The following is a 25,230-nucleotide window of genomic DNA, read 5'->3' on the forward strand; positions in this document are numbered from 1 at the left end:
ACGTGCCGATTGCGAGGATCGCAAGCAATCGGTTTTTCGTCAAATAGACGAAACGGCAGGGATGAATACCTCTTTCGCGCGAGACGGCGCGCCATCGCGCGCCGTTTCCGTGTCGCTCACTCCGCCGGGTGAGCAGCGGCGTGCGGGAGCGCCCCGGCCGTCTGCCGGCCGGCGCCCGCCAGACGGCGCAGCAGCACGTAGAACACCGGCGTCAGCACCAGCCCGAACAGCGTCACGCCGATCATGCCGGAGAACACCGCCACGCCCATGGCGTGACGCATCTCCGACCCCGCACCGGTGGAGGTCACCAGCGGCACCACGCCCATGATGAAGGCGATGGAGGTCATCAGGATGGGGCGCAGGCGCAGCCGGCTCGCCTCGATGGCGGCCTGCACGGCGGTGCGGCCCTGCTGCTCCAGCTCGCGGGCGAACTCGACGATCAGGATGGCGTTCTTCGCCGACAGGCCGACCAGCACCATGAAGCCGATCTGCGTGAAGATGTTGTTGTCGCCGCCGGTCAGCCACACGCCGGCCAGCGCCGACAGCACGCTCATCGGCACGATCAGCAGGATGGCCAGCGGCAGCGTCAGGCTTTCGTACTGCGCGGCCAGCACCAGGAAGACCAGCAGCACGCTGATCGGGAACACCCACAGCCCCGCGTTGCCGACCAGGATCTTCTGGTAGGTCAGGTCGGTCCATTCCAGCTTCACGCCGCGCGGCAGCACCTCCGCCGCGATGCGCTCCGCCGCCGCCTCGGCCTGACCGGAGGAATAGCCGGGCGCCGGGCCGCCGTTGATGTCGGCGGCGGTGTAGCCGTTGTAGCGCACGACCATCTCCGGCCCGTAGCTCGGGTTGACGGTCACCAGCGAGGACAGCGGCACCATGGTGCCCTGCGCGTTGCGGGTCTTCAGCAGGCCGATGTCGTCGGCCTGGGCGCGGAACGGCGCGTCGGCCTGCACCCGCACCTGATAGACACGGCCGAAGGCGTTGAAGTCGTTCACATACAGGGAGCCGAGATAGATCTGCATGGTGTCGAACACGTCGTTCACCGACACGCCCAGCTGCTTGGCCTTCACCCGGTCGAGGTCGACGTCGAGCTGCGGCACGTTGATCTGATAGGCGGAGAAGCTCGGCCCCAGCTCCGGCGTCTGCGCGGCGCGCTTGGTGAAGGCGGCCACGGCGTCGCTCAGCGCCTCGTAGCCGAGATTGCCGCGGTCCTCCAGCTGCATCTTGAAGCCGCCGAGCTGGCCCAGCCCCATCACGGGCGGCGGCGGGAAGACGGCGACGAAGGCCTCCTTGATGCCGGCGTAGCGCTTTTGCAGGTCCATGGCGATGGCGTTGGCCGTCAGGCCGCTGTCCCCGCGCTCCGCATAAGGCTTCAGCGTCACGAACACGATGCCGGCGCTGGAGCTGTTGGTGAAGCCGTTGACCGACAGGCCGGGGAAGGCCACCGCGCTCTGCACGCCGGGGCGGCTCAGCGCCATGTCGGTCATCTCGCGGATCACCGCCTCGGTCCGGTCGAGCGAGGCGCCGTTGGGAAGCTGCGCGAAGCTGATCAGGTATTCCTTATCCTGCATGGGTACGAAGCCCGTGGGCACGGCGCGGCCCAGCAGCACCGCCGCCCCAATCAGCAGGGCGTAGACCGCCAGAATGGCCCCCTTGTGCCGCACCACCCCGGCCACGCCGCGGCCATAGCCCTCTCCGGACCGCTGGAAGGCCCGGTTGAACAGCCGGAAGAAGCCGCCGAACAGCCGGTTCATGGCGCGGGTCAGCCAGTCCTGCGGCTCGTCGTGACCGCGCAGCAGCACCGCCGACAGGGCCGGCGACAGCGTCAGCGAATTGAAGGCGGAGATGACCGTGGAGATCGCGATGGTCATCGCGAACTGCTTGTAGAACTCGCCCGTCAGGCCGGTCATGGCGGCCAGCGGCACGAAGACGGCGACCAGCGTCAGCGCGATGGCGATGATCGGGCCGCTGACCTCCTGCATGGCGCGCACGGTGGCGTCGCGCGCCGACAGGCCGGCGGCGATGTTGCGCTCCACATTCTCCACCACGACGATGGCGTCGTCCACGACGATGCCGATCGCCAGCACCATGCCGAACAGCGACAGCGCGTTGATGGAGAAGCCGAAGGCCAGCATCAGCGAGAAGGTGCCGACGATGGAGATCGGCACCGCCAGCAGCGGAATGACCGAGGCGCGCCAGGTCTGCAAAAAGACGATCACCACCAGCACGACCAGCGCCACGGCTTCCAGAAGCGTGTGCACCACCGCCTCGATGCTGGAGCGGACGAACTGCGTCGGGTCGTAGACGATGGAGTAGTCGACGCCGTCGGGCATGTCGGCCTTCAGCTCCGCCATCACCTTGCGCACCTCGTCGGAGATGGCGAGCGCGTTGGCGTCCGGCGTCTGGTTGATGCCCAGCGCCACCGCCGGCTTGTTGTCGAGCAGCGAGCGCAGCCCGTACTGCGCCGCCGCCAGCTCCACCCGCGCCACGTCGCGCAGGCGCGTGACGCCGCCGTCGGCGCCGGTCTTCAGCACGATGTCGCCGAACTCCTCCGCCGTCTTCAGCCGGCCGCGCGCGTTGATGGACAGCTGGAGCGGCACGTCGGGCAGGGTGGGGGAGGCGCCGATGACGCCCGCCGCCACCTGCACGTTCTGCTCGCGGATGGCCGTCACCACGTCGGTGGCGGTCAGCCCGCGCTGCGCCACTTTGGACGGATCGAGCCAGACCCGCATGGCGTAGTCGCCGGCACCCCACACCTGCACCTCGCCCACCCCCGCGATGCGGGTCAGCCGGTCCTTGACGTTCAGGATGGCGTAGTTGCGCAGGTACGTCATGTCGTAGCGGTCGCTGGGCGACAGGACGTGCACCACCATGGTCAGGGTGGGGGAGCTTTTCACCGTCGTCACACCCAGGCGCTGCACGTCGGCCGGCAGGCGCGGCATGGCCTGCGCCACGCGGTTCTGCACCAGCTGCTGCGCCTTGTCCGGGTCGGTGCCCAGCCGGAAGGTGACGGTCAGCGCCATGTTGCCGTCGCTGTTCGCCTGCGACTGCATGTACAGCATGTTCTCCACGCCGTTGATCTGCTCCTCCAGCGGGGAGGCGACGGTCTCCGCGATGACCTTGGGGTTGGCGCCGGGGAACTGGGCGCGCACGACGACGGAGGGCGGCACGACTTCCGGGTATTCGGAAATCGGCAGGCGGAACAGCGCGATCGCCCCCGCCAGGAACAGCGCCACCGACAGCACGCCCGCGAAGATCGGCCGGTCGATGAAGAATTTGGAGATGTTCATGAGGGCTCTCCGAAGGGATGCCCCCTCCCTAGCCCTCCCCCGCTGTGCGGTGGAGGGGACTGCCGCCGAACGCCGGCAAGGGTCCTGCCCCCTCCACCGCCAACGGCGGGGGAGGGATGGGGAGGGGGCACGCTGTTAGGGTTTTAACGCTGCGCCGTCTGGGTCTTTTCGTCCCGGAACTCACCGGGGGCCATGGCGACCGTCTTCGGGGCGACCGTCATGCCCGGCCGGGCGCGCTGGAGGCCGTTGACCACCACGCGCTCGCCCGCCGACAGGCCCGCCGTCACCACCCGCAGCCCGTTCTGGAGCGCGCCGAGCTTCACCGGCCGGTACTCCACCACGTTCTCCGGCGTCACGGCGAGAACGAACTTCTTGTCCTGGTCGGTGCCGATGGCGCGGTCGTCCACCAGCAGCGCGTCGTAGGGCGTGGTGCCGCCGACCCGGATGCGGGCGTACAGGCCGGGGACCAGCAGGCCGTCCGGGTTGTCGAACTTGGCGCGCACGCGGATGGTGCCGGACACGCTGTCCAGCCGGTTGTCCACATGCTCCACCGTGCCGGCGCGCGGGTGCCCGTCCTCGTTGGCGAGACCGAGGCGGACGGGGATGTCGCCGGAATCCTTCACCGGCGCGATGTGGCGCAGGTAGGTCTGCTCGTCCACGTCGAAGGACGCGTAGATCGGCGACACCGAAACCAGCGTGGTCAGCGGCTCCGCCGCCGCACCGGCGGCCACCACGTTGCCGACCGTCCGCTCCGCCCGCGACACGCGGCCGGACACCGGGGCGGTGACGCGGGTGTAGCCCAGGTTCAGCCGCGCCAGTTCCAGCGCCGCCTGCGCCGCCTTCAGGTTGGCGGCGGCCTCGCGGGCGGCGTTGTCCTTCTGGTCCATGGCGCTGCGCGAGATGGTGTCGTCGCGCACCAGCTTCTGCGCGCGGTCGAGGTCGGACGCCGTGAGGCGCACGCGCGCCTGCGCGGCGGCCACCTGCGCCTCGGCGCGCGCCACCTCGGCCTCGTAGGGGCGCGGGTCGATGGTGAACAGCACGTCGCCCTGGCGGACCAGGGCGCCGTTGCGGAAATGGACGGCGACGATGGTCCCGGGGACCTGCGGGCGGATGTCCACGCGGTCCACCGCCTCCAGCCGGCCGGAGTAGGACTGCCAGTCGACGACCGGGCGGGCGAGCACGGTGGCGACGTCCACCTCGGCCGGCGGCGGCGCGGCGGCGGCGGTCTGAGCCTGGGCCGTCTGGGCCTCGGCCGGGCTGCGCGTGGTGACGACGCCGGCAACGGCGGCCACCGACACGCCGGCCGCGAGAAGAAGAGCGAGTGTCTTGCGGGACCTGGACATGACTTTACCTGTGGCTCGGATGGAGGGAGCGGGCGCCGGACAAGCGGCGCCGGAAGAAGTCGGAGACGGCCGCGAGGGCCGGCGGGTGGCGGGCAAGCGCCGCGTGGGAAACGCCGGCGAAGCGCGTGACCTCGGTCGGCACCCCGGCGTCGATCAACCGGGCGGCGTAGTTCTCGGCCTCGGGCCGCAGCACGTCTTTCTGCGCCGTGGCGATGAGGATCGGCGGCAGCCGGCCGAGCCGGCGCGATTCCAGCGGGGCGGCGTAGGGATGCAGGCGCAACGCCGCCTCGGGCAGGTAGGCGCGGTAGCACCGGGCGCACTCCGCCACCGTGACGTCGGAGCCGAGCGCCCGTTCATCCCCCGCCCGCGTCAGGCTGGGATCCAGCATCGGGCCGAGCAGCGCCTGCGCGGCGATGTCCGGCCCGCCGCGGTCGCGGGCGAGAAAGGTGAGGGAGGCGGCGACGTGCCCGCCGGCATCGTGACCGGCGACGCCCAGCGCGCTGACCTGATCCGCCAACCACCGCGCGGCGGCGTGCGCGTCCTCGACGGCGGCGGGGAAGGGGTGGGTGGGGGCGAGCGCGTAGCCCACGGCCACCACCAGCGCCGGAATGCCCTCGGCCAGCGCCGCGGCCGGCACCTCCGCCTCGTCGAGCGAGCCGGTGGTGAAGCCGCCGCCGTGGAAGTACAGCACGCCGGGCAGGGGACCATCCACCGCCGGCCGGAAGAGCCGCAGCCGGACCTCGCGGTCCTCAACCTTCAGTGATGCGTGCGAACGATCCATCCCAGGCCGGCGCCAAGCGCCCCTCCCGCAGTGCGATGCTGGGGATGGTGACCGAGCGCCGTGTTGGGATAAATACGCCCCTTTCGGGAACAGAATTCATCTGGAATGAACAATCGGGATCCGGAGGGGCCTCACACCACACAGTCGCAGGTCGTCTCGCGCTCGGCGGGGGCAGCACTTTCCGTGCACACGTCGCCGGGGATGTCCTCGCCCTGAAGCAGGGGGCAGCGTTCGAACAGTTCGGCGACCCAGTCCACGAACACGCGGACCTTGGGCGACAGGTGGCGGTTGTGCGGGTAGACGGCGGAAATCGGGATGCGCGGCGGCCGCCAGTCCCGCAGGATTTCGCGCAGGGCGCCACTGCGCAGGTGCGGCAGCACCATGAAGCGGCCGGGCTGGAGAATGCCCAGACCTTCCAGGCCGCAGGTCACGTAGGCGTCGGCGTCGTTGACGGAGATCACGCCTTTCATGGCGACCTCCTCCACGTCGCCGTCGCGCTGGAAGCACATCTCGACGCTGCGGCCGGAGCGGCTGCCGAAGTAGTTCACCGCCACATGCCGATCGAGATCCTCGATGGACGCGGGCTCGCCGTGCTTGGCGAGGTAGGCCGGGCTGGCGCAGGTGGTCGGCTGCATGGCGCCGATGCGGCGCGCCACCAGGCTGGAATCCGCCAGCACGCCGACGCGGATGACGCAGTCCACCCCCTCCTGCACCAGGTCGATGGGCCGGTCGCTCAGCCCGATCATGATGTCGATGTCCGGGTATTTGGCGTGGAATTCGTGGATCGAGGGGATGATGACCAGCCGCCCGATGGAGCCGGGCATGTCCACCCGCAGCCGGCCGCGCGGCGTCTTGCGGGCGCTGGTGAAGGTGGATTCGATCTCGTCGATGTCCGACAGGATGCGGGTGGCGCCCTCCAGGTAGGCGGCACCATCCAATGTCAGGTTGAGCCGCCGCGTGGTCCGTTGCAGCAGCCGCACGCCCAGCGACGCCTCCAGGTTCTGGATCGTCGTGGTGACCGAGGCGCGCGGCAGGCCGAGCGTCTCGGCGGCCTTCGAGAAGCTGTTCGCCTCGACGACGCGGACGAAGACGCGCATCGCGTGAAGCTTGTCCATCGCGGACTCCACCTTCCTGTGACGGGCCTGTAGCGGGAACACGCCCGAACCAAGCCCGAACCAAGTCATGCAAATCGCGCCACAGGCTAACCATTCGCGGCGTCGAAGGGAATGCTTCGTGTGCGGTACACCGCGGTCGGAACGCGGAGGCCGGCAGGCGGAGCGTTCGGCGCTTTTCGGATCGCTCGCGCTTGCCTACAGTGGCGGCGTTCGGATCACATGGGTTTTCGAGGGGAAGAGTATGGCGCAGATTGGGCTGGTGCTCGGACGGTTCCACCGGGAAGAAGCCGAGGCGATGCTGGCGGAGGCGCGCGATGCGGCGGCCCGTGCCAAGCTCCAGATCGTTGCCGAAATTTGGGTGCCGGGCTCGATGGAAACGCCGCTGGCGGTGAAGCGCCTGCTGCAGCGGAACGACATCGCCGGCGTGGCGGCCCTCGGCATCATCGAGCGCGGCGAGACCTCCCACGGGCTGGTCATGGGTCAGGCGGTGATCAAAAGCCTGATCGACCTTCAGCTGGAGTTCATGAAGCCGGTCGGCGTCGGCATTCTTGGGCCGGACATTCATCCGTCGCAGATTCCCAGCCGGGTCCGCCCCTACGCCGCGGCGGCCGTGGACGCGGTCGCGACGATGCTGGCCGAATAGGCATCGCCGCATCGCGGGAAAGGCGACCGCTGCCGCAACGGCGGCGGTCGCCCGGTCCTCCAGGTCAAAACTCCGTCAGTTCACGAATTCATCGTTCAACGTCACGCCGTCGATGGCGTTGGCCTCCGGCTTCCATTTCCGGACGATCGGCTGGTGGGTGCCGTTGGCGAACACGGCGACGGCGGATGTGCGGCATCCGCCCCGAGGATCGAGAGGATCCGCCGGTACGTCTGGTTGAGGTCCGTGATTTTTCCGATCTATAGTATTAAAAGCCGGATTTATAACGGAAAAACTCCAAAAGCAACTATGGAAGCCCGGAAGGTTTGCCGCTAAGCTTGTTTTGCCACGCACGGAAAGACGCCAGAAGGTATCGGTGCGGAAGAGCTTTCAAGAAACAAGTCGAGCGGTAGGGAAAGTGACGATCTATACCGGGCCTGTGTTCGAAATGTGTCGGCAGCAGTTCGCGAAGATCGCGGACCATCTCGACATTCCGGAAGATGAGCGCGACCGTATACTTTATCCGAAGCGTTCGGTTACGGTATCCTGCCCGATCCACCGCGACGACGGGTCGATCGCCGTCTTCCAGGGCTACCGGGTGCAGCACCACCTGACGCTGGGTCCGACCAAGGGCGGCACGCGCTTTTCCAAGAGCGTGGACATCGGCGAGGTCGCGGCTCTGGCCGTGTGGATGAGCTGGAAATGCGCGCTCGCCGGGTTGCCCTACGGCGGCGCCAAGGGCGGCGTGACGGTGGACCCGGCGTCGCTCTCCCGGCGCGAGCTGGAAAGCCTGTCGCGCCGCTACATGCAGGAGATGATCCCCTTCGTCGGCTCCCACACCGACGTGATGGCGCCGGATATGGGCACCAACGAGCAGGTCATGGCCTGGTTCATGGACACCTATTCCATGAAGCAGGGCCGCACGGTGACCGAGATCGTCACCGGCAAGCCGGTCGCGGTCGGCGGCACCGAGGGGCGGCGCGAGGCGACGGGTCTGGGCGTGGTGCATCTGGTCGGCCGGGCGCTCGAACAAATCGGCCTTCCGGCGGCGCGGGCCACGGCCATCGTGCAGGGCTTCGGCAACGTCGGCGGCGTCGCGGCCGAGGCGCTGTACGAGCGCGGCGTCCGCGTGCTGGGCGTCAGCGACCACACCGCCGCCTATTTCGATCCCAAGGGCCTGAACATTCCGGCCCTGCTGCGCCACACCGCGCAGCACGGGGTGCTGGCCGGCTTCTCGACCGAACTCGCCACCGATCCGGACGAGCTGCTGTTCCAGCCCTGCGACATCCTCGTGCCGGCGGCCATGGAGCAGGTCATCACCGGCGAGAACGCGCATCGCCTGCAATGCCGCATCCTGGCCGAGGGCGCCAACGGCCCGACCACGCCGGAAGCCGACAAGGTGCTGGCCGAGCGTCGCGATGACCTGATCGTGATCCCCGACATCCTGTGCAATTCGGGCGGCGTGATCGTCAGCTACTTCGAGTGGGTTCAGGACCTCCAGCAGTTCTTCTGGGGCCGGGACGAGGTGATCGACCGCCTCTACACCCACCTCGACCGCGTCTTCCAGCAGGTGACGGAGCGCGCCGCCCGCCAGCGCATTTCGAACCGCGACGCGGCGATGGCCATCGGCGTGGCCAAGGTGCGCGACGCCAAACGGACGCGCGGCCTCTTCCCGTAATCGAACCGGTGGGGCGCGCTGCGGGCGCGCCCCTTTCCCTCAGCGCTTTTGTCCCCCCAACGATTTTGTCCCCCCAACGATTTTGTCGAGGTGTGCGATGGCCAGCACGATGTCCGCGGGGGCGACGCCCCGCCGTCACGCAATCCTCCTTCTCGGCGCCGGGCGCATGGGCTTGGCCCTGCTGCGCGGCTGGCTGTCCACCGGGGTGTCGGCCGACGAGATCACCGTCGTCGACCCGCACCCATCGCCCGAGCTTCTGAGCGTGGCGGCTGAGACGGGTGTGCGCCTCGATACGGCCGCGACCGGGCCGGTGGCAAACGGGGCGGTGGATGTGCTCGTCGTCGCGGTGAAGCCGCAGATGGTGGAGGCGGCGGCGCGGGGCATCCAAGCGCGTCTTTCGCGGGACAGCCTAGTCGTGTCGATCATGGCGGGCAAGACGCTGGCCGATCTGCGCGCGCTGTTTCCAAAGGCCGGCTCCTTCGTTCGCGCCATGCCGAATCTGGCGGCGGCGGTCGGCCGGGGCGCCACGGTCGCCATCCCGGACCCGAACTGCCCGCCTCCGCAGCTGGAACAGGCGATCCAACTGCTGACCGGAATCGGCAGCCTTGAGTGGCTGACCGATGAGGCGCAGGTGGATGCGGCAACCGCCCTGTCCGGCTCCGGACCGGCTTACGTCTTCTACCTCGTGGAATGCCTCACCCGCGCCGGGCTTGAGGTGGGGCTGCCGCCGGACGTGGCGGAGCGTCTGGCGCGCGCCACCGTCGAGGGCGCGGGGGAGCTGCTGCGGGTGACCGGGCAATCCGCCGCGGACCTGCGCGCCGGCGTCACGTCGCCGGGAGGAACGACCCAGGCGGGGCTTTCGACGCTGATGGCGGACGGACACCTGCAATCGCTGCTGAACGCCACACTGCGGGCGGCCGCGCTGCGCGCGCGCGAACTGGGCGGCCTGCAAGCCACCACCGTTTCTCGGAACGCGCCGGAAGCCTCCGCCGCCTTCATCGGCGCGGCCTGCGGCGCCGGGGCCGGCGGGGCGATCCTTTGGCAGGATCTCCCGCCTGCGCCGTCGATCATTCCCCGCCTCGCCGCCGAGTGACGGCGGGACAAGGCAGCACCGAGGGAGGCGGGTGATGACGGACGTCCATCTGGCGGGCAGCAATTCCGCCGCCAACGCCGCCGGGGAGCAGAGCCACCCCCTGCGCGGGCTCCTGAACCAGGAACTGCACGCCCGCCCGTTCCTGTCGGTGGAGGCCCCCGCGCGGGTGCTCCACATCGCCCTGCTGGAGACCGCGGACGGGGAGCCCACCGGCCACACGATGCTGGTCGAGCTGTGCCGCCTGTGGAACGTCCCGATGCCGCCCGCCGACAGCGCCCATTTCAGCGCCCAGGCGGACGGGGTCCGGCTGAAGTGGGAACGCCACACCGAGTTCACGACCTTCACCCTGTCCTGCGAGGGGCCGTTCGACACGCCCTTCGACAACAGGCTGCTTCAGCGGGTGCCGATGCCGTGGTGGAAGCGGCTGCGCGGGCGGGTGCTGGTGGCGGCGCAGGTCGCCATCGGGACGGGACCGGTGGAGGGTGACCCGGTCGCGGCGATGTCCCGTCACTTCTCCGGCGTTCCCGTGGCGGGCTCGCGCGTGCTGGGCGACGGGGCCATGGCCTGGAGCGACTTCCGCATCTATCCCGACGGCTTTTCCCGCTATCTGCTGTGGGACACGAACCTGCGCGAGCAGCAGGCCGGGCGGCTGGTGCAGCGGATTCTGGAGATCGAGGCCTACAGCATGATGGCGCTGCTGGCCCTGCCGATGGCGCGGCGCGCCGTGGCCGACGTGGCGGCGGCGGAAGCGGGCACGGCGCAGGTGACGGAGCGGATGCTCCACGCCCCGCACGGGGAGATCGAGCACGAACTGCTGCCGAACCTCACCGAACTGGCCGCCCGCGTCGAGCGGCTGATCGCCGCCGGCAGCTACCGCTTCAACGCCACGCGCGCCTACCACGCCATCGTCGAGAGCCGGATCGCCGAACTGCGCGAGTCCCGCATCGAGGGCGTGCCCACCATCGGCGAGTTCATGGAACGCCGGCTGGCCCCGGCCATGCAGTTCTGCCGGTCCATCGCCGCGCAGCAATCCGACCTGTCGCAGCGCGTCATGCGCGCGACGGAGCTGCTGCGCACGCGGGTGGACGTGTCGCTGGAGCGGCAAAACCGCGACCTGCTGCATTCGATGGACAGGCGCACGCAGCTGCAACTGCGCTTGCAGGAGACCGTCGAGGGGCTCTCGACCATCGTTCTCTCCTACTACCTCGTCGGCCTGCTCGGCCAGTTCGCGGAATGGCTGGGGGACGCGGTGCTGCACCGGGACCTGCATTCGGCGAAGGGCATGCTCGTCCTGCCCACGGTGCTGGTGGTGTGGGTCGCGGGGCGGTCGCTCCGCCGGAAGCTTATGCGACGGGAGGCCGGCCACCCGCATCCCGCGTGATCGACCCCACCCCCGCTAATCCCGGAAGTTTCGTTTGAGGAGAGAGCCCCCGCGATGACCGCGCCCACCCTGTCCATGCTGACCGCCGACCAGACGGCCGAGTGTCTTCCTTTCAGCCCGCTCTGCGACGCGGTGGCGAGCGCCGCCCGTGACTACGCCGTCGGGCGCATCACCAGCCCGGAACGGCAGGTGCTGCCGCTGGCCGGGGACGGGGTGCTGCTGTCGATGCCGGCCACGGCGCCGGACATCGGGATTCACAAGCTGGTCAACGTCTGCCCGGACAACGCGGCGCGTGGACTGCCGACCATCCATGGCGTGGTCGCCGCCTACGACGCCGCAACCGGCGTGCCGCTGGCGATCCTCGACGGCCCGACCGTCACCGGCCGCCGCACCGCCGCCGTCTCCATGCTGGCCATCCGCACGCTCGCCCGTCCGGCGCCGCGCCACGTCGCGCTGATCGGTGCGGGCAAGCAGGCCTCCGAACACGCCAAGGCGCTGGCCGCGCTCTATCCCGGCGTCCGCGTGGACATTCACGCCCTGAACCGCGAGGAGGCGGAGGCCTTCTGCCGCGCGCATGAGGGGGTGGGGCTGGACCTGCGTCCGGCGCCCGGTGCGGTCGATCCGGCGGCCACCGTCGTCATCACCCTGACCACCAGCAAGCGGCCGGTGTACGACGAATCCCCCCGCCCGGACCGCCTGCTGATCGGCGTTGGCGCCTTCAAGCCGGAGATGGCGGAATACGGCCCGACCTCCGTCCTTGGCAGCGAGGTGTTCCTGGACGACCCGGCCGGCGCGCGGCACGAGGCCGGCGACCTGATCCAGGCCGGCTTCGACTGGGCCAAGGGCCGCTCCCTGGCCGACGCGCTGGAGGGCCGCGCGTCCATGGACACGCCCCGCCTGTTCAAGAGCGTCGGCTGCGCGGCCTGGGACCTCGCCGCCGCCCGCTGCGCGCTGGCGACCCTCGGCTTGGGTGCCCAGCCATGACCCACATTTCCATGAGTCAGGAGGCGACGGGCAACGACGCCATCGTCGTCGGCGCCGGGGTGGTGGGCATCGCCACCGCCCTGCACTTGAGGCTGGCCGGGCTGGATGTGCTTCTGCTCGACCCGGACCCGCCGGCCGCCGGCGCGTCCTCCGGCAACGCCGGGGCCTTCGCGGTCAGCGAGGTGCTTCCGCTCGCCGAACCGGGCGTGCTGATGAAGGTGCCCGGCTGGATGCTGGATCCGCTGGGGCCGCTGGCGGTGCGGTGGCGGCATCTGCCGACGCTTCTGCCCTGGCTGACCCGCTTCGTCGCGGCCAGCCGCCCCTCGCGGGTTAAGGCGCTGTCGCGGCAACTGGCGGAGCTGCTGGGCCGCGTCAACCGCGACGTCGAAACCCTGCTGGGGGACGCCGCCCCGGCGTCGATGTGGCGTCGCCGGGGTGCGCTGGCCGTCTATCCCAGCGGCGAGGCCCTGACGCGCGACCTGCCCCGCTGGCGGGAGCGGGGCGAACTCGGCGTGCGCTGGGAGGCCTGCGATCCCGCCCGCGTGGCGACGGAGGAGCCGGCGCTGCGCGCCCCGTGGCAGCACGCGGTCGCCATTCCCGACTGGTCCCACGTGGACGACCCGTACCTCTTCAGCCTCGGCCTGTTCGAGCGGTTCGTCGCCGCCGGCGGGCGGTTCCGGCGGGACGCCGTGGCCGAACTGACCGGGCCGGGCGACGCGGTGGACGGTGTGCGCCTGACCTCGGGCGATCGGGTGAAGGCCGGCGCCGTCATCGTCACCGCCGGCGTGTGGAGCGATCTTTACGCCCGTCAGGTCCGGCAGCCCCTGCCGCTGGAAAGCGAGCGCGGCTACCACCTGACCCTGCCCAAGGCCGGTCTGACGCTTCGCCGCTATCTGCTGAACGCGACCGAGAGCTTCGTGATCCTGCCCATGGCCGACGGCGGCCTGCGGCTGGCCGGGACCGTGGAGCTGGCGACCCGCGACGCCGCACCCGACTACCGGCGGTCGCACATCCTTCTGGACAAGGCGCAGGCCATGCTGGGTCCGCTCGACACCTCCGGCATGACGGCCTGGATGGGCAACCGGCCGTCGGTGCCGGACACGGTCCCGGTGATCGGCCCCTCGGCCCGCCGCCGCAACCTGTTCTTCGCCACCGGCCACGGACACCTCGGCCTGACGCTGGCGGCGACCACCGGCGCGCTGCTGCGCGACCACCTCACCGGCGTGGCGGACATACCGGAGGCGCTTCGTCCCTCGCGCTACTGACCGGTCAACAAAAGCAAGAAAACAGTCAGAGGAATCTTCACGGCAATCACCCGCCCTCGCGGGCGGCATTCACGGGTTGTGCGTCTCGGGAGCACGGGAAAGGGTAGTATGGAGTATTTCGCTCAGCAGCTCATAAACGGGCTATCGCTTGGGGCCATCTACGGCCTCATCGCGATCGGCTACACGATGGTGTACGGCATCATCGGCATGATCAACTTCGCCCACGGCGAGATTTACATGATCGGCTCCTTCGTGGCGCTGATCACCTTCCTGGCCATCGGGGCGCTGGGGATCACCTGGGTGCCGCTGGCCCTGGTCATCATGCTGGCCGCGTCGATGCTGTTCACCAGCGTCTACGGCTGGACGGTGGAGCGCGTTGCCTACCGGCCGCTGCGCAGCTCGCCCAAGCTGGCGCCGCTGATCTCGGCCATCGGCATCTCGATCTTCCTGCAGAACTACGTGCAGATCCTTCAGGGCGCCCGCAGCAAGCCGCTGCAACCGATTCTGCCGGGCAACCTGACGCTGCTGGATGGGGCGGTGTCGGTCAGCTACGTCCGCATCGCGACCATCGTCATCACGCTGCTGCTGATGGTGGGCTTCACCATGATCATCAACCGCACCTCGCTCGGCCGTGCCCAGCGCGCGTGCGAGCAGGACAAGACCATGGCGGGCCTGCTGGGCGTGAACGTCGACCGCGTGATCTCCCTGACCTTCGTCATGGGTGCCGCGCTGGCCGCCGTGGCCGGCATGATGGTGCTGCTGATCTACGGCGTGATCGACTTCTACATCGGCTTCCTGGCCGGGGTGAAGGCCTTCACCGCGGCCGTGCTGGGCGGCATCGGCTCGCTGCCGGGCGCCATGCTCGGCGGTGTGGTGATCGGGCTGATCGAGTCCTTCTGGTCGGGCTACATGGGCAGCGAATGGAAGGACGTCGCCACCTTCTCCATCCTCGTCCTCGTCCTGATCTTCCGCCCCACCGGCCTGCTCGGCCGTCCGGAAATCGAGAAGGTGTGAGCCCATGAGCAACTCGTCCGTTCTCGCCTCGGCGCGCCCCGCCGGGATGCGGCCCGCCACGGTCGATTGGCCGGCCCTGGTGAAGGAAGCGGCGCTGGCCGCCTTCGTGGCGCTGCTGCTGACCGTGCCGATGGTCGGCCTGCGCACCGTGGACCGTCCGACCGGCCTCGGCCTGGAGACCCGCTGGAGCGAGGTGCTGGCCGCCGTGGGGCTGGTCTTCCTCGGCCGCCTCGGCCTGGGCATGATCGCCGCCGGGCTCGCCCTGCCGGTTCTGGCGCTGAGCCTCGCCGCCGTAGCGGCCGGCGTCCTGGTGCCGCTGCCGACGCCGATGCTGGGCATCGTGCTGATGACCGGCGGCGGCGTCCTCGCCTTGCGCGCGCTGATCGCCGCGACCACCCACCGCTCCAAGCTGACGCAGGCCGAGCGTGACCAGCGCATGGACCGCATCGGCGCCAAGGTGCAGCACGCGTCCCGCTGGCTGGGTCCGATCGCGGTGGTGGTGGCGCTGGGCTTCCCGCTGACGCCCTTGGCCGACCGCCAGATGCTGGACATCGGCATTCTGCTGCTGACCTACATCATGCTGGGCTGGGGGCTGAACATCGTGGTCGGCCTCGCCGGCCTGCTCGACCTCGGCTACGTGGCCTTCTACGCGGTGGGCGCCTACAGCTACGCGCTGCTGGCCCACTATTTCGGCCTCAGCTTCTGGCTTTGCCTGCCGCTGGCCGGCTTGCTGGCGGCTTGCTCCGGCGTGCTGCTGGGCTTCCCGGTGCTGCGCCTGCGCGGCGACTATTTCGCCATCGTGACGCTGGGCTTCGGCGAGATCATCCGCATCATCCTGGTCAACTGGTACCAGTTCACCGGCGGCCCCAACGGCATCTCCGGCATCCCGCGCCCCAGCTTCTTCGGCATCGCCGACTTCGTGCGCACCCCGCCGGAGGGCACGCTGGCCTTCCATGAGCTGTTCGGGCTGGAGTTCAGCGGGCTGCACCGGATCGTCTTCCTCTACTACCTGATCCTGGCGCTGGCGCTGGTCGTGAACCTGTTCACGCTGCGTATCCGCAAGCTGCCGCTGGGCCGGGCCTGGGAGGCGTTGCGCGAGGACGACATCGCCTGCGCGTCGCTGGGCATCAACCGCACCAACATGAAGCTGGCCGCCTTCGCCATCGCGGCGATGTTCGGCGGCTTCGCCGGCTCCTTCTTCGCCACGCGCCAGGGCTTCATCAGCCCGGAGAGCTTCACCTTCATCGAGTCGGCGATCATCCTCGCCATCGTCGTGCTGGGCGGCATGGGCAGCCAGATCGGCGTGGTCGTGGCGACCCTGCTGGTCATCGGCCTGCCGGAGGCGTTCCGAGAACTGGCCGACTACCGCATGCTGGCCTTCGGGCTCGGCATGGTGGTCATCATGCTCTGGCGTCCGCGCGGCCTGCTCGCCCACCGCGACCCGACGATCCTGCTCCACGGCAAGAAGACCGCCGCGGCGGGAGCTTCCCGATGAGTGCCAAGACGATGAACGACAAGAAGCCCCTGCTGACGGTCGAACACCTGACCATGCGCTTCGGCGGTCTGGTGGCGAACAACGACGTGTCCTTCACCGCGCGGGCGGGGGAGATCACCGCCCTGATCGGCCCGAACGGCGCCGGCAAGACGACGCTGTTCAACTGCGTGACCGGCTTCTATTCCCCCACCGAGGGGCGGCTGACCCTGCGCCACCCCGACGGCAAGGAATTCCTGCTGGAGCGGATGCCGGGCTACCGCATCTCGCAGAAGGCCCGCGTCGCGCGCACCTTCCAGAACATCCGCCTGTTCGGCGGCATGAGCGTGCTGGAGAACCTCGTCGTCGCCCAGCACAACAAGCTGATCGCGGCGTCGGGCTTTTCCATCGCCGGCCTGTTCGGCCTGCCCAGCTACACCAGGGCGGAAGGGCAGGCGATCGATCTGGCGAAATACTGGCTCGACCGCGTCGGCCTGACCGAACTGGCCGACTGGCAGGCCGGCAACCTGCCCTATGGCGCCCAGCGCCGGCTGGAGATCGCGCGGGCCATGTGCACCGAACCGGTGCTGCTCTGCCTGGACGAGCCGGCCGCCGGCCTGAACCCGCGCGAGTCCGCCGAACTGGCCGAACTGCTGAGCTTCATCCGCGACGAACACCGCATCGGCCTGCTGCTGATCGAGCACGACATGGGCGTGGTCATGCGCATCTCCGACCATGTCGTGGTGCTCGACTACGGGCGCAAGATCTCTGACGGCGTTCCGGAGTTCGTGAAGAACGACCCGGCGGTGATCCGCGCCTACCTGGGCGAGGAGGAGGACGAGGACCTGCCGCCGGAGGTCGCCGCCGATCTGCGCAAACACAACGATCCCGCCGGGGCGGCGCGCGCAAGGGAAGGGGCCTGAACCCATGCTGACCGTATCGGGTGTCCACACCTTCTACGGCGCCATCGAGGCGCTGAAGGGCATCGACATCACCATCGACGCGGGCGAGATCGTCTCGCTGATCGGCGCCAACGGCGCCGGCAAGTCCACGCTGCTGATGACCATCTGCGGGGGCCTGCGCGCCCGCATGGGCCGCATCCTCTTCGACGGGGAGGACATCACGCAGATGCCGACGCACGAGATCGTGCGGCTGGGCATCGCGCAGTCTCCGGAAGGGCGGCGCATCTTCCCGCGCATGAGCGTGCTGGAGAACCTGCAAATGGGCTCCATCACCGCCAAGCCGGGCAGCTTCGCCCACGAGCTGGAACGGGTGCTGACGCTGTTCCCCCGCCTGAAGGAGCGCATCGGCCAGCGCGCCGGCACCATGTCCGGCGGTGAGCAGCAGATGCTCGCCATCGGCCGCGCGCTGATGAGCCAGCCGCGCCTGCTGCTGCTGGACGAGCCGTCGCTCGGCCTCGCGCCCCTGGTGGTCAAGCAGATCTTCCAGGCGATCCGGGAGATCAACCGGGAACAGGGCATGACCGTCTTCATGGTGGAGCAGAACGCCTACCACGCGCTGAAGCTGGCGCACCGAGGCTATGTGATGGTGAACGGCAAGGTGACCATGTCCGGCACCGGCGCGGACCTGCTGGCCGACGAGGAAGTGCGCGCGGCCTATCTGGAGGGAGGTCACTGATGGACGGCGTTCTCGGGTCCTCGCTGCCCGTCTTCCTGGGGCTGACGGTGCTGGTGTTCGGCGGCTGCGGCGTGCTGACCGGCCAGACGCTGGCGGAGGGGTGGAAGCCGCTGCCGATGGCGCTGGCCTACACGCTGCTGCTGGGGCTGGGCGACCGGTTCCTGGTCTGGGGCCTGTTCGGCGGGCAGCTTCTGTCGCTCCACGGGTTCCTGGTGCACACGGTCGTGATCGGCGCGATCACCCTGACCGCCTACCGCATGGCCGTGGTCCGCGGGATGGTCACCCAGTACCCGTGGCTCTACGAACGCTCCGGCCCCTTCGGCTGGCGGGAGCGCGTGGGGGCGGCTCGAGCTTCATAAAACAGCATCGGTAACAACGGAATCGCTCGTCCACGAAGGACGGCCGATCAGGGAAGACCGCCGCGCAACGCGGCGGTCCAAGGCCAACATCACGCAAAATTGGGAGAAAAAAGGCATCATGACGCACAAGTTGACCCTTCTGGCCGCCGTTGCGGCGACCGCCCTGTCCGCCACGGCCGCCAAGGCCGACATTTCGGTGGCCGTCGCCGGTCCGATGACCGGCCAGTACGCCGCCTTCGGCGAGCAGATGAGGAAGGGCATGGAGCAGGCGGTGGCGGACATCAACGCCGCCGGCGGTGTGCTGGGCCAGAAGCTGAAGCTGGAGGTGGGCGACGACGCCTGCGATCCGAAGCAGGCCGTGGCGGTCGCCAACGACCTCGCCAGGAAGGGCGTGAAGTTCGTCAACGGCCACTACTGCTCGGGCTCGTCGATCCCGGCTTCGGCGGTCTATGCCGAGGAAGGCATCCTGAACATCACCCCGGCGGCGACCAACCCGAAGTTGACCGAGCAGGGCCTGAAGAACATCTTCCGCATCTGCGGCCGTGACGACCAGCAAGGCAAGTTCGCCGGCAAGTACCTGCTGGACACCTACAAGGGCAAGAACATCGCCATCCTGCACGACAAGTCGGCCTACGGTAAGGGCCTGGCCGACGAGACGCAGAAGGCGCTGAACGCCGGCGGCCAGAAGGAGAAGATCTACGAGGCCTACACCGCGGGCGAGAAGGACTACTCGGCGCTGGTGTCGAAGCTGAAGCAGGAAGCGGTCGACGTCGTCTATGTCGGCGGCTACCACACCGAGGCCGGCCTGCTGGCCCGCCAGATGAAGGACCAGGGCCTGAACGCCCCGATCGTGTCCGGCGACGCGCTGGTCACCAACGAGTACTGGGCCATCACCGGTCAGGCCGGCGAAGGCACCCTGATGACCTTCGGCCCGGATCCGCGCGAAGTGCCGGACGCCAAGGAAACCGTGGAAAAGTTCCGCAAGGCCGGCTACGAGCCGGAGGGCTACACCCTCTACACCTACGCCGCCCTGCAGGTCTGGGCCGAGGCGGTCAAGGACGCCGGGTCGACCGATACGGCCAAGGTCGCCGCGGCGCTGCACAAGGGCGGCGCCCACAAGACCGTGATCGGCTCGATCGGCTTCGACGCCAAGGGCGACGTGACCACCCCGGCCTATGTCTGGTACCGCTGGAGCAACGGCCAGTACGCCCAGGTGAAGTAGGACGCACCGGTTCGTTCGACGATGAGAAGGACCCGGTGGTCGACCACCGGGCTCCTTTCCAGTCCCCCCACCGGTCCCACAAAGCCGCGCCAACTTTGTTTCCGTCAGGACTTCGCAACTGATCCGCGCGTCAGGTGAAGCGCAAAGCCGGTCGCGCCCGGATCTTCGACGCCGGGCCGAAGCTGCATGCTCGGGATCCGGTAATCGCCGCCATTCTGACGCCGATAGGGGAGGGGCGGTGTCGCCATGAGCGTCCGCATCCGCCCGCGCAGGCGCTCCGCGACCGGTTCGAAGCCGGCCTCATCAAGGCGGTCCGCACGGTAGACCACGAACGGCGGAAGGACGTCGTAGCCGGGGTAATAGAGGATCCCGTGGTTGATCGGGAACAGCAGGTCGTCGATCGGCCCGTTGATCCCACGCGGTGCGTAATGGTCCTCCCACCCACCGGCGGTCAAGATCAGCATGGCACGCCGGCCGGCCAGGATGCCCTCGCCATAGCGGTCGCCCCAGCGCTGTTCGCTGTGTTCACCGACGCCGTAGGCAAAGCCGTTGGCGAAGACCCGGTCGACCCAGCCCTTGAGGATCGCGGGCATGGAGAACCACCAGAGCGGAAACTGGAGGATCAGCGCGTCGGCCCAGAGCAGCTTCTCGATCTCGGCCTTGACGTCCTGGGTCAATGCGGCGGCTTCGAAGGCGTCGCGGGACGCGCCGGGCACTTTCAACGGTGCATCGGCCGGGAGCGGCGGGAAGTCGGCGCGATCGACCTCGGATTTCCAGCCCATGGCATAGAGGTCGGACACCCGCACCTCGTGGCCCTGCGATTCGAGTTCCCGGACGGCGACATCGCGCAGCGATGCGCTGAGCGAGCGCGGTTCGGGATGAGCGAAGACGATCAAGACTCTCATGGCTGGCAGGACTTTCATGGTTTGCTCCCACTGGTCGGCGATTCCGTCCAGCAGGTAGCACCCGGAGCCGTCATCCGCTACATGTAGGGAATGAATAGGATTATGCCGGGAAACGGATAAATTGGACGTCACGATCGAGCGCATGCGGACTTTCGTGCGCGTCGCGGAACGGGGAAACCTGTCGGCGGTCGCGCGCGAACTCGGGGTCGGCCAATCGACCGTGACGCGCCATCTGCGGAAGCTGGAGACCGCCGTCGGCGTGCCGCTGCTGAGCCGGACGACGCGGCGGGTGACGATGACGGACGAGGGCAGCCGGTACTACGCACACTGCGTGCAGATCCTGCGGCTGGTGGATTTGGCGGGCGAGGAAGCGCGCAGCACCCGCGGCGCGCCGGCCGGCATGATCCGCCTTTCCTGCACGGCCGCGCTCGGTGTGCTGCACGTCTGCCGGCTGATCTTCGAATTCCAGAATCTCTACCCGGACGTCGCGATCGATCTCAGCCTCAGTGACGAGCGCATCGACCTTGTCCGCGACGGTGTCGATATCGCGCTGCGTCTGGGACCGCTCACCGACAGCTCGATGAAGCTGAGGCCGCTTGGGCAATCGAGGCGCCTGCTGGCGGCGGCGCCGCAGTACCTCGCCGTGGGCGGAACGCCGGCGCACCCGCGGGATCTGATCGCCCGTGAAGGCATCCGAATGACAAACATCGCGGGAAGCGACATGCTCGTGCTCGAAGGCCGGGGCGAGCGCCACGTCGTGCCCTTCGGCGGGCGGTTGCAGACCGACCATGGACTTGCCGCGCGCGAGGCGCTCGCCGCCGGCCGCGGCATCGCTCCCGCGCACCTCTGGCTCGTGGAGGATCTTCTCGCCGCCGGCCGGCTCGTGGCGGTGTTGCCGGACTATGCGCCGCCCCCGGTCCCGCTCAACATGCTGATCGTGCCGGAACGGTCGGGCATCGCGCGCGTCCGGCTGCTGGCGGACTTTCTCACCGAAAGGATCGGCCAAATACCGGGAATCGAGAAAGGCGCGGCCCGCGGCGAGGGCTGAATGGGGGCCGTCGCGCGCGCGCCAGTTGATCCTCGCGCCGGCTCGGCACACAAGAACACCGCACTTTCGGAGGTGGAGGATGCACCTGCCGAACGTGGATCAGCCCCGCTCGACGCAGAGGGCTGCGGCGCTTGCGGCCGGTCGATGCGCCTGCGGTCAGGCGAAGGCTTGACCGGGCGGAACGCCGAGGCGCTTGAGGATGATCGCCAGCGGGCAGAACCCGGTGAAGGCGGCCTGGAGCATGTTCGCCCCGACAAAGGCCGTCAGCCAGAGCCAGGCCGGATTGTGGAGATGCGCCAGCGCGAGGCTCGCCAGAACGACGGTTCCGGCAAAGGCGAGCACGACACGATCAAGGGTCATTGGGGACGTCCTCCGGCAGGTGTGTGGGGGCTGAATTGGCAAGGGCGGCGCGGCCAGCGCATTTCCGGCCGGCATCTTTTCGCGGCCTATAAATTAGCTTATTCTTATATATTGGTCAAGGAATGGCGGGCGCCACGCGGGACGCGCTCACCGGTTCCGGCGGTCTTAAAGCGAATTTTCGTTCGCTTTAGATTCACATGGCCTCACTTGCCGGCTTCCGGAGAAAGCTCTCCCGGCACCGACACCCCGTCCGGTGGTCACACCCGCTCGTTCCTTGTCGCGAAGAACAGCCCGCCCAGGCGGGACAGGATGCGGCTGCGGATCGTCACCGCCGCGCCCGCGTCCGCGGCCGACGCTGCCTCGACCTCCTGCGCGGCCAACTGGTTGCGGGTCATCAGCTCGCTGACGCAGTCCATCAGCTCCGGGTGGGGTTCCAGCGTGTGCGCGGCGGAATCGCGCGCCAGCGCGTACACGACGGCGCGGCCCAGCGCGCTGACGGTGGTCAGGCGCCGCTCGCCCTCCAGCAGGGCCTCGATGCCGACCAGCGCCCCCGGCCCGAAGCGGCCGACCTCCCGCTCCCCGCCCGCCCCGCGGTGCACGGCGACCAGAACGCCGGAGGCCACCAGGAACAGCGCGTCCGCCGCGTCCCCCTCGCGGAACAGCGTGGTGCCGGCGGCGACGGTGCGCCGCTGTGCCGCCGCCGCCAGCCGCTGGCGTTCCTCGGACCGCAGCGTGGCGAAGGGCTCCATCTCGGCCAGCAGTGCGTCGGCGGGCACCTCCAGCACCGCCGGCGCCGGCTGCCGCAACGGCTGTGCGATCTCCGGTTCGGCCGCGGGGATCATCTGGGGCATCATCGGAATGCCGGCGCGCGCCAGCGCGCGGTGGACGCTCAACAGCACCGCCTGCTCCTGCGAGCCGGCCTTGCTGCGGTCGGTGCAGTCGAACTTGAGCAGGTAGCGCGCGCCCATCGCGTCCACGCCGGTGTACATGACCCGGGTCACGTCCAGGTGGCGGCGGCCGTCCACCGGGCGGGCGAGGCGCAGCGCGTCGGTCAGCAGCTCGATCACCCGGGCGGGGTCGAGGTCGGCGGGGACGTACTGCGCGCGCTCGATCAGGAAATGCGGCTCGGGATAGGAGAAGTTCTCCAGCCGCGCCCCGGTCACGACCGAGTTCGGGATGTTCAGCATGGTGTTGGCGAAGGTGCGCACCTTCGTCGCGCGCCAGGAGATGTCGACCACCTGGGCCACCGGGTTGTCGCCGATCTTGATCCAGTCGCCCGGCCGGATCGGCCGCTCGATGTTCAGTGCGATGCCGGAGAAGACGTTGGACAGGTTGCTCTGCACCGCCAGGCCGACGATCATCGCGACCAGGCCGGAGCCGGCCATCAGCCCGGTGACGTCGCGGGCGAAGACGTTGCTGACGATGCCGAACAGCGTCAGCACCAGGACAACCCCGGCGACGAAGGTCTTGATGACGCGCGGCACCGGCCGGGCGGTCGCCGCCTCCAGCGGGGTCCACACCAGCTTCTCGGTCGCGGCCAGCAGCAGCGCGCCGGACGCCAGCCACCACAGCAGGTCGAAGAAGCGGATCGCCTCGCCGATGGCGCGTTCGAGCCCGAGGTCGATGAGCAGCCGCAAGGCCGCGCATTCGCCGGTCAGCAGCACGCCGCCGGTGGCCGCCGCCAGCAGCAGCAGCACACCACGCGGCCGCCGCTTCGCCCAGTCGGTGTCGCTCAGCCACAGCAGCAGCGCGAAGGCGAGCGCCAGGGCCAGCGCCGCCGCCTCGGCTTCCGGTGTCAGCCACTGCCGGCGCAGGCTTGGGTCGCTGCGGCCCAGCTCGACGGTGAGCGCCACGCCGGGGGCGCTGGTCACCGGGACGGCCCCGACGGTCAGCGTCGGGTCGCCGAGGGTGGAGCGCTCCAGCGTGTCGGCGTACAGCGTCGCCCCGGTGACCGTGAAGCCGTCGGGCAGCACGGCCGTGCGCGACAGCAGCCGCGCCAGCGGCGGGCCGGACAGCGCCGGCAGCGCCGTGGAGTCCGGCACGTAGATCAGCTGGTTCTGCGACAGGGAGCGGTGATGGAAGACGATCGGCACGGCGATGCGCCCCTGCGCCGCCTGCGCACCCTCCGCCGCCATCTGGAAGCGGCCGACGACGTGGAAGCGCCGGTACTCGATCCCACCGACGGACGAGGACTTCACCGGCTCGCCCAGCGCTATGGGCCTGACCGCGCCGAGAAAGCCGATGTCGGTCACCGGGACGTCGCCCTGGAAGCGGAACCACAGGTCGAAATCGACGTCCACCTGATTGGGGGCGTCGGCGACCCGCTCGATCCGGCGCGGCGACAGGCCGCTGTAGACCACCGGCACGCGCGTCAGCTCGTCGTTCTGGACGTTCTGGTGCAACTGCATCAGCGACGACATCAGCAGGTTCGAGAACTGGCCGATGGTCACCGGCTTCATGGCGTTGCCGTGCTCGTCGAACCAGGTGACGCCGGTGGCGCCCGGCACGCCGAGCCCGGGGCTGCGCATCTGCGCCAGCTGGTCGCGCACCGCGCGCCGTCCGTCGGCCGGAATCTCCGGCCCGAAGCCGGCGCGCTGCATGGCCTCCACCAGCACCTTGGCGGCGTCGTAGGCGTAGGGCGCGCTCCAGCTGTCCATCGCGCCGACCTTCTGCGCCATCCGCTGGATGAGCTGGCGCGCCTCGACGTTGGCCGTGTCGGCGAGGAACGGGGCGGAGACGAACAGGCCGGTGGTGTAGAAGCCGGGCGACGTCTGTTCGCGCGGCATACGGGCGAAGGCGTTGGCCAGCTCGATGGTGCCCAGCGGGTCGGGGCCGAGGATGCGCAGCTTGATCCCGGCGTCGCGGATCGCCTTGATGAGCGGCACGGCCGTGCGCTGGTAGGCGAGCAGCAGGACCACCGTGTCCGGCGGCAGTTCGGCCAGGCTTCGCGTCAGCGCTTCCAGCCGGCCCGCAGCGTCGGCGGCCAGCGGGTCGCCGCCCCAGTCGGCCAGGATCGGCAGGCCCATCTCCCCGGCCTCGCGGTGCATCACCCCGGCCATGCGCTCGGCGTAGCGGTTCGGCGTGCGCACCAGGGCGATGCCCGAAGCGCCGAGCACGTCGCGGGCGTAGGAGGTGAGGAACTCGCCCTCGCGGTCGTCGGAGAAGATGGTGCGGAAGTACCAGGGGTTGCCCTCGGTCACGTCCGGCGCGGTGGAGCGCGGGGTGATGGCGGGAATCCCGGCCTGGGCGTAGATCGGCCCGGCCGCCTGCGACCCGTTGGAGGAGCTGTGGCCGATGACGGCGACGATGCGCGGGTCGGCGGCGATCTGCTGCGCCACGGCGCGGGCGCGGTCGGCGTCGTTGCCGTCGTCGAAGGAGACCAGCTCGACCTTCAGGCCGCCGATGCCGCCCTTGGCGTTGACCTGCTCGATGAGGTCACCCGCCGCGGCGGCCATCTCGCCGGCGTTGCGGTTGGTGGCACCGGCCTGCCGGCCGACGTAGGCGATCCGCACGCTTCCGGTGAAGGTCGGCTCGCGGGTGTTGAACTGCGCCACCAGGCGCGCCGCCACGTCGCCGATGACCAGCGCCAGCACCAGGGCGATCAGGAACCGTTTCATCGGGTACGCTCCCACAGGTC

The 25,230-nt window shown here is 69.5% G+C and carries 20 protein-coding genes; 13 read left to right on the forward strand and 7 right to left on the reverse strand.

The annotated features are described in order from the left end of the window. Positions 1 to 116: 116 nt before the first annotated feature. The 4 genes from ACSVC7_RS12480 to ACSVC7_RS12495 form a co-directional block, all read right to left on the reverse strand. Positions 117 to 3,296, reverse strand: a complete 3,180-nt coding sequence (locus tag ACSVC7_RS12480) for an efflux RND transporter permease subunit (RefSeq protein ID WP_448205859.1) — start codon at positions 3,294 to 3,296, stop codon at positions 117 to 119. Between the two features lie 143 nt (positions 3,297 to 3,439). Then, complete coding sequence (locus tag ACSVC7_RS12485) at positions 3,440 to 4,639, reverse strand: efflux RND transporter periplasmic adaptor subunit (RefSeq protein WP_448205860.1); 1,200 nt, start codon at positions 4,637 to 4,639, stop codon at positions 3,440 to 3,442. A gap of 4 nt (positions 4,640 to 4,643) precedes the next feature. Continuing rightward, positions 4,644 to 5,420: an alpha/beta hydrolase gene (locus ACSVC7_RS12490; RefSeq protein WP_448205861.1), complete on the reverse strand. Its 777-nt coding sequence runs from the start codon at positions 5,418 to 5,420 to the stop codon at positions 4,644 to 4,646. 131 nt (positions 5,421 to 5,551) lie between these two features. Further along, positions 5,552 to 6,535: a LysR family transcriptional regulator gene (locus ACSVC7_RS12495; protein WP_448205862.1), complete on the reverse strand. Its 984-nt coding sequence runs from the start codon at positions 6,533 to 6,535 to the stop codon at positions 5,552 to 5,554. A gap of 241 nt (positions 6,536 to 6,776) precedes the next feature. Between ACSVC7_RS12495 and ACSVC7_RS12500 the strand changes: the two genes are divergently transcribed. The 12 genes from ACSVC7_RS12500 (at position 6,777) to ACSVC7_RS12555 (ending at position 19,280) form a co-directional block, all read left to right on the forward strand. After that, on the forward strand, positions 6,777 to 7,178 hold the full coding sequence (locus tag ACSVC7_RS12500; protein ID WP_448205863.1) for a 6,7-dimethyl-8-ribityllumazine synthase: 402 nt from the start codon (positions 6,777 to 6,779) through the stop codon (positions 7,176 to 7,178). Between the two features lie 415 nt (positions 7,179 to 7,593). Further along, on the forward strand, positions 7,594 to 8,853 hold the full coding sequence (locus tag ACSVC7_RS12505; RefSeq protein ID WP_448205864.1) for a Glu/Leu/Phe/Val family dehydrogenase: 1,260 nt from the start codon (positions 7,594 to 7,596) through the stop codon (positions 8,851 to 8,853). A gap of 97 nt (positions 8,854 to 8,950) precedes the next feature. Continuing rightward, entirely contained in the window at positions 8,951 to 9,946 is a 996-nt protein-coding gene (gene proC, locus ACSVC7_RS12510; RefSeq protein ID WP_448205865.1) for a pyrroline-5-carboxylate reductase, read from the forward strand. Between the two features lie 34 nt (positions 9,947 to 9,980). Further along, the gene (locus tag ACSVC7_RS12515; protein WP_448205866.1) at positions 9,981 to 11,327 is read left to right on the forward strand and encodes a DUF3422 family protein; all 1,347 of its coding nucleotides are present in this window, start codon (positions 9,981 to 9,983) and stop codon (positions 11,325 to 11,327) included. Between the two features lie 54 nt (positions 11,328 to 11,381). Next, positions 11,382 to 12,311, forward strand: a complete 930-nt coding sequence (gene lhpI, locus ACSVC7_RS12520; RefSeq protein ID WP_448205867.1) for a bifunctional Delta(1)-pyrroline-2-carboxylate/Delta(1)-piperideine-2-carboxylate reductase — start codon at positions 11,382 to 11,384, stop codon at positions 12,309 to 12,311. Continuing rightward, positions 12,308 to 13,576: an NAD(P)/FAD-dependent oxidoreductase gene (locus ACSVC7_RS12525; RefSeq protein ID WP_448205868.1), complete on the forward strand. Its 1,269-nt coding sequence runs from the start codon at positions 12,308 to 12,310 to the stop codon at positions 13,574 to 13,576. Before lhpI ends, ACSVC7_RS12525 begins: the two co-directional genes overlap by 4 nt. Before the next feature lie 108 nt (positions 13,577 to 13,684). Next, positions 13,685 to 14,590 (forward strand): branched-chain amino acid ABC transporter permease, encoded by a 906-nt coding sequence (locus tag ACSVC7_RS12530; protein WP_448205869.1) that lies wholly within the window; start codon positions 13,685 to 13,687, stop codon positions 14,588 to 14,590. Between the two features lie 4 nt (positions 14,591 to 14,594). Continuing rightward, positions 14,595 to 16,085 (forward strand): high-affinity branched-chain amino acid ABC transporter permease LivM, encoded by a 1,491-nt coding sequence (gene livM / locus ACSVC7_RS12535; RefSeq protein WP_448205870.1) that lies wholly within the window; start codon positions 14,595 to 14,597, stop codon positions 16,083 to 16,085. An 11-nt stretch (positions 16,086 to 16,096) separates the two neighbouring features. Continuing rightward, complete coding sequence (locus ACSVC7_RS12540; RefSeq protein WP_448205894.1) at positions 16,097 to 16,984, forward strand: ABC transporter ATP-binding protein; 888 nt, start codon at positions 16,097 to 16,099, stop codon at positions 16,982 to 16,984. Positions 16,985 to 16,988: 4 nt separating this feature from the next. Then, the gene (locus ACSVC7_RS12545) at positions 16,989 to 17,699 is read left to right on the forward strand and encodes an ABC transporter ATP-binding protein (protein ID WP_448205871.1); all 711 of its coding nucleotides are present in this window, start codon (positions 16,989 to 16,991) and stop codon (positions 17,697 to 17,699) included. Continuing rightward, positions 17,699 to 18,058 (forward strand): DUF6867 family protein, encoded by a 360-nt coding sequence (locus ACSVC7_RS12550; RefSeq protein WP_448205872.1) that lies wholly within the window; start codon positions 17,699 to 17,701, stop codon positions 18,056 to 18,058. The genes ACSVC7_RS12545 and ACSVC7_RS12550 overlap by 1 nt, the downstream gene beginning before the upstream one ends. 118 nt (positions 18,059 to 18,176) lie before the next feature. Continuing rightward, a complete protein-coding gene (locus ACSVC7_RS12555) occupies positions 18,177 to 19,280 on the forward strand; it encodes a branched-chain amino acid ABC transporter substrate-binding protein (RefSeq protein WP_448205873.1) in 1,104 nt (367 codons plus the stop codon). Positions 19,281 to 19,384: 104 nt separating this feature from the next. Here ACSVC7_RS12555 and ACSVC7_RS12560 read toward each other — a convergent pair whose 3' ends face one another. Then, positions 19,385 to 20,329: an NAD(P)H-dependent oxidoreductase gene (locus ACSVC7_RS12560; RefSeq protein ID WP_448205874.1), complete on the reverse strand. Its 945-nt coding sequence runs from the start codon at positions 20,327 to 20,329 to the stop codon at positions 19,385 to 19,387. On the opposite strand from ACSVC7_RS12560, the gene ACSVC7_RS12565 reads away from it, so the two are divergent. Beyond that, a complete protein-coding gene (locus ACSVC7_RS12565) occupies positions 20,307 to 21,233 on the forward strand; it encodes a LysR family transcriptional regulator (protein ID WP_448205875.1) in 927 nt (308 codons plus the stop codon). The two genes, ACSVC7_RS12560 and ACSVC7_RS12565, sit on opposite strands and share 23 nt — an antisense overlap. Before the next feature lie 156 nt (positions 21,234 to 21,389). Here the strand turns inward: ACSVC7_RS12565 and ACSVC7_RS12570 are convergent, their stop codons facing one another. Both ACSVC7_RS12570 and ACSVC7_RS12575 read right to left on the reverse strand, forming a co-directional pair. Continuing rightward, positions 21,390 to 21,593 carry a YgaP family membrane protein gene (locus ACSVC7_RS12570; RefSeq protein ID WP_448205876.1) on the reverse strand — a complete coding sequence of 68 codons (204 nt, stop codon included), beginning with the start codon at positions 21,591 to 21,593 and terminating at the stop codon, positions 21,390 to 21,392. A gap of 257 nt (positions 21,594 to 21,850) precedes the next feature. Next, complete coding sequence (locus ACSVC7_RS12575; RefSeq protein ID WP_448205877.1) at positions 21,851 to 25,210, reverse strand: ABC transporter substrate-binding protein; 3,360 nt, start codon at positions 25,208 to 25,210, stop codon at positions 21,851 to 21,853. Positions 25,211 to 25,230: the final 20 nt, after the last annotated feature.

Source organism: Azospirillum mesophilum (genome assembly GCF_053470405.2).